Source organism: Rhizobacter sp. P2_H2, from assembly GCF_056403375.1.
Window position 1 is genome coordinate 1 of the sequence record NZ_JBFUFP010000532.1, and the last position, 3,715, is coordinate 3,715.

Sequence of the window (3,715 nt, forward strand, 5' to 3'; positions counted from 1 at the left end):
CAACAGGGAAGGGAGCAGGGAAGGGGGATCGGCAGCTCGAGGAGTCAACGGCCGGCGGCGGGCACCAGCACCAGCCAGTTGCCTTCCACCGCCTGCACCACGTGCTCGCCCGGCTGCGCCGGCGCACCGGGGGCGAGGCGCGCGGTCCAGGTGGAGCCGCGGTAGGGCACGCGGGCGGTGCGGTCGTCGGCCCAGGCCGCCACGGTCACGTGCTCGCCGATGTCGATGTTGACGTCGCGGTTCTCGCGCACCGGGCCGGCCGGCGGGTGCTGCAGGCGGCGCCAATGCCACAGCGCCACCGCGCCGCCGCCCACCAGGGCCGCCATCACCAGCTGGCCGGGCAGCTTGAAGCCCAGCAGCGCGGCAATCGCCGCGGCCGCCAGGCCGAGCGCGAACATCAGCAGGTAGAAGGTGCCGGTGGCCAGCTCGGCGGCCACCGCCACCCCGGCCGCCACCCACCAGAACGTTGACGGGCTCATGTCCACGGGCTCTCCTCGTTTGAGCGTCTGTTGCGTCCACCCCGCACGCAGGTCGGCAGTGTAAGGCGCACCCCGCGCCTGTCATCGATCGGCCCTACACTTCGCGCCTTCATTCCGTTGCCCTCCAGAGGTGGCCATGCTCCGTTTCAACTTTCCGATCGTCATCATCGACGAAGACTTCCGCTCCGAGAACACCTCGGGCCTGGGAATCCGGGCGCTGGCCGCGGCCATCGAGAAAGAGGGCTTCGAGGTGCTGGGCGCCACCAGCTACGGCGACCTGTCGCAATTCGCGCAGCAGCAAAGCCGCGCCAGCGCCTTCATCCTGTCGATCGACGACAACGAGTTCACGCAAGGCCCCGAGCTCGACCCGGTGGTGCTGAACCTGCGCAAGTTCATTCAGGAGATCCGCTTCAAGAACGCCGAGATCCCGATCTACCTGTATGGCGAGACGCGCACCTCGCAGCACCTGCCCAACGACGTGCTGCGCGAGCTGCACGGCTTCATCCACATGTTCGAGGACACGCCGGAGTTCGTGGCCCGCCACATCATCCGCGAAGCCAAGTCGTACATGGACGGCCTGGCGCCGCCGTTCTTCCGCGCGCTGGTCGACTACGCGCAGGACGGCTCGTACTCGTGGCATTGCCCCGGCCACTCGGGCGGCGTCGCGTTCCTGAAGAGCCCGGTCGGGCGCATGTTCCACCAGTTCTTCGGCGAGAACATGCTGCGCGCCGACGTGTGCAACAGCGTCGACGAGCTCGGCCAGCTGCTCGACCACACCGGTCCGATCGCCGAGAGCGAGCGCAACGCGGCGCGCATCTTCAACGCCGACCACTGCTTCTTCGTCACCAACGGCACCAGCACCAGCAACAAGATGGTGTGGCACCACAATGTGGCGCCGGGCGACGTGGTGGTGGTCGACCGCAACTGCCACAAGTCGATCCTGCACTCGATCATCATGACGGGCGCGGTGCCGGTGTTCCTGCCGCCCACGCGCAACCACTACGGCATCATCGGCCCGATCCCCGAGGCCGAGTTCTCGCCGGCCGCCATCCAGCGCAAGATCGCGAAGAACCCGCTGCTGGCCGGCGTCGACGCGAAGAAGGTCAAGCCGCGCATCCTGACGCTGACGCAGAGCACGTACGACGGCGTGCTCTACAACACCGAGAGCATCAAGAAATCGCTCGACGGCTACATCGACACGCTGCATTTCGACGAGGCCTGGCTGCCGCACGCCGCCTTCCACGAGTTCTACGGCGAATACCATTCGATGGGCCGCAACCGCCCGCGCCCGAAGGACCAGATCGTCTACGCGACGCAGTCCACGCACAAGCTGCTGGCCGGCATCAGCCAGGCCTCGCAGGTGCTGGTGCAGGACGCGCAGCACCGCAAGCTCGACACGCACCTCTTCAACGAGGCCTACCTGATGCACACGTCGACCAGCCCGCAGTACGCGATCATCGCGAGCTGCGACGTGGCCGCGGCGATGATGGAGGCGCCGGGCGGGCGCGCGCTGGTGGAAGAGAGCATCGCCGAATCGATGGACTTCCGCCGCGCGATGCGCAAGGTCGACAAGGAGTACGGCAAGGACTGGTGGTTCAAGGTCTGGGGCCCGGACAAGATCGCGGCCGAAGGCATCGGCAAGAGCAGCGACTGGGTGCTGAAGGCCGGCGAGAAGTGGCACGGCTTCGGTGACCTGGCGGGCGGCTTCAACCTGCTCGACCCGATCAAGTGCACGCTGATCACGCCGGGGCTCGATGTGTCGGGCAAGTTCGCCAAGACCGGCATTCCGGCGTCCATCGTCACCAAGTTCCTGGCCGAGCACGGCGTGGTGGTCGAGAAGACGGGGCTGTACTCGTTCTTCATCATGTTCACGATCGGCATCACGAAGGGCCGCTGGAACACGCTGCTGACCGCGCTGCAGCAGTTCAAGGACGACTACGACCGCAACGCGCCGCTGTGGCGCGTGCTGCCGGAGTTCGTGGCCAAGCAGCCGCGCTACGAGCGCATGGGGCTGCAGGACCTGAGCCAGGCCATCCACGAGATGTACGCGAAGGGCGACATCGCGCGGCTGACCACCGAGATGTATTTGTCCGACCTGCAGCCGGCGATGAAGCCCACCGATGCGTTCGCGCGCATCGCGCACCGCGACACCGAGCGCGTGGCGATCGACGACCTGGAAGGCCGCGTCACCACCTCGCTGCTGACACCGTACCCGCCGGGCATCCCGCTCTTGATCCCGGGCGAGCGCTTCAACAAGAAGATCGTCGACTACCTGAAATTCACGCGCGCGTTCAACGCCAAGTTCCCGGGCTTCGACACCGATGTCCACGGGCTGGTGGAGCATGACAGCGGCGAGGGGTCGCGGACGTACCACGTGGATTGCGTGAAGGAAGGCTGAGCGGGAATTCGCAGCGGGGGAGGTACGAATGGACCTCCTCAAGGTTGATGAATTTGCTCGGCCTGTCGTGAAAAATCCCCGCGCGCATCGCTAGACTGCGCGCACCGCAGCGGCAGACCACTGCCGCGCGGGTTGCCAGCGCCCCACTGGGCCGAAGGCGACACAACACCTGACCCCGTCATTGGATTGCGCCGGTCGACGACCGTGCGCTGGAGGACTGTCTTGGAACTGATCTTGGTTGCGTCGCGGCGTGCCCGCGGCTTGGTGGTGTCGTGCCTGGGTGCGCTGGCGTTGGCTGGCCTGTCGCCGGGTGCATCGGCTCAGCTGGTGGTCGGCAATGGCGGCCAGCCGGGCTATCAGCATTCGATCGCCGTGCCGCCGGGCGTGGCCGGCATGACGCCGAGCATCAGCCTGGCCTATGGCGGCGAAGGCAGCGGGCCGCTCGGGCACGGGTGGTCTCTGCAAGGCATCTCGGCCATCGCGCGCTGCGCCGACAACCTGTCCACCGACGGGCGTGTGCGAGGCGTCGACAACAGCGCGGCCGACAAGCTGTGCCTGGATGGCCAGCGCCTGATCCAGACCGATGCGGCGGGCGTTCCGCTGCCGTTCCCGCAGACCAACGACAGCGCCGGCGGCAGCGGCCTGCTGCGCGAGTACCGCACCGAGAAGGACACGTATGCGCGCATTCGCGCCTACGGCACAGGGGCTGGTTCACCGACGTACTTCAAGGTGTGGACCAAGGACGGCCGCATCCACGAATACGGCACCGACCCCGACGCCAACGCGACGGCCGATGCCGCCGTGACCGCGCAGGCCAGCGGCGTCATCACCACCTGGC

At 67.3% G+C, this 3,715-nt stretch carries 3 protein-coding genes; 2 read left to right on the plus strand and 1 reads right to left on the minus strand.

Annotation, left to right across the window (positions count from 1 at the left end):
• Positions 1 to 44: 44 nt before the first annotated feature.
• Complete coding sequence (locus AC1D15_RS21845; RefSeq protein WP_477827621.1) at positions 45 to 479, minus strand: NfeD family protein; 435 nt, start codon at positions 477 to 479, stop codon at positions 45 to 47.
• 136 nt (positions 480 to 615) lie between these two features.
• Between AC1D15_RS21845 and AC1D15_RS21850 the strand changes: the two genes are divergently transcribed.
• Together AC1D15_RS21850 and AC1D15_RS21855 are read left to right on the plus strand one after the other, a co-directional pair.
• A complete protein-coding gene (locus AC1D15_RS21850) occupies positions 616 to 2,877 on the plus strand; it encodes an Orn/Lys/Arg family decarboxylase (RefSeq protein ID WP_047505251.1) in 2,262 nt (753 codons plus the stop codon).
• A gap of 222 nt (positions 2,878 to 3,099) precedes the next feature.
• On the plus strand, positions 3,100 to 3,715 hold a 616-nt coding region (locus tag AC1D15_RS21855), incomplete at its 3' end, for a SpvB/TcaC N-terminal domain-containing protein (protein WP_477827620.1).

Bases quoted from the DNA above. Each gene is read 5' to 3' on its own strand.
- AC1D15_RS21845 (WP_477827621.1), bottom strand. From the start codon at position 479: ATGAGCCCGTCAACGTTCTGGTGGGTGGCGGCCGGGGTGGCGGTGGCC.
- AC1D15_RS21850 (WP_047505251.1), top strand. From the start codon at position 616: ATGCTCCGTTTCAACTTTCCGATCGTCATCATCGACGAAGACTTCCGC.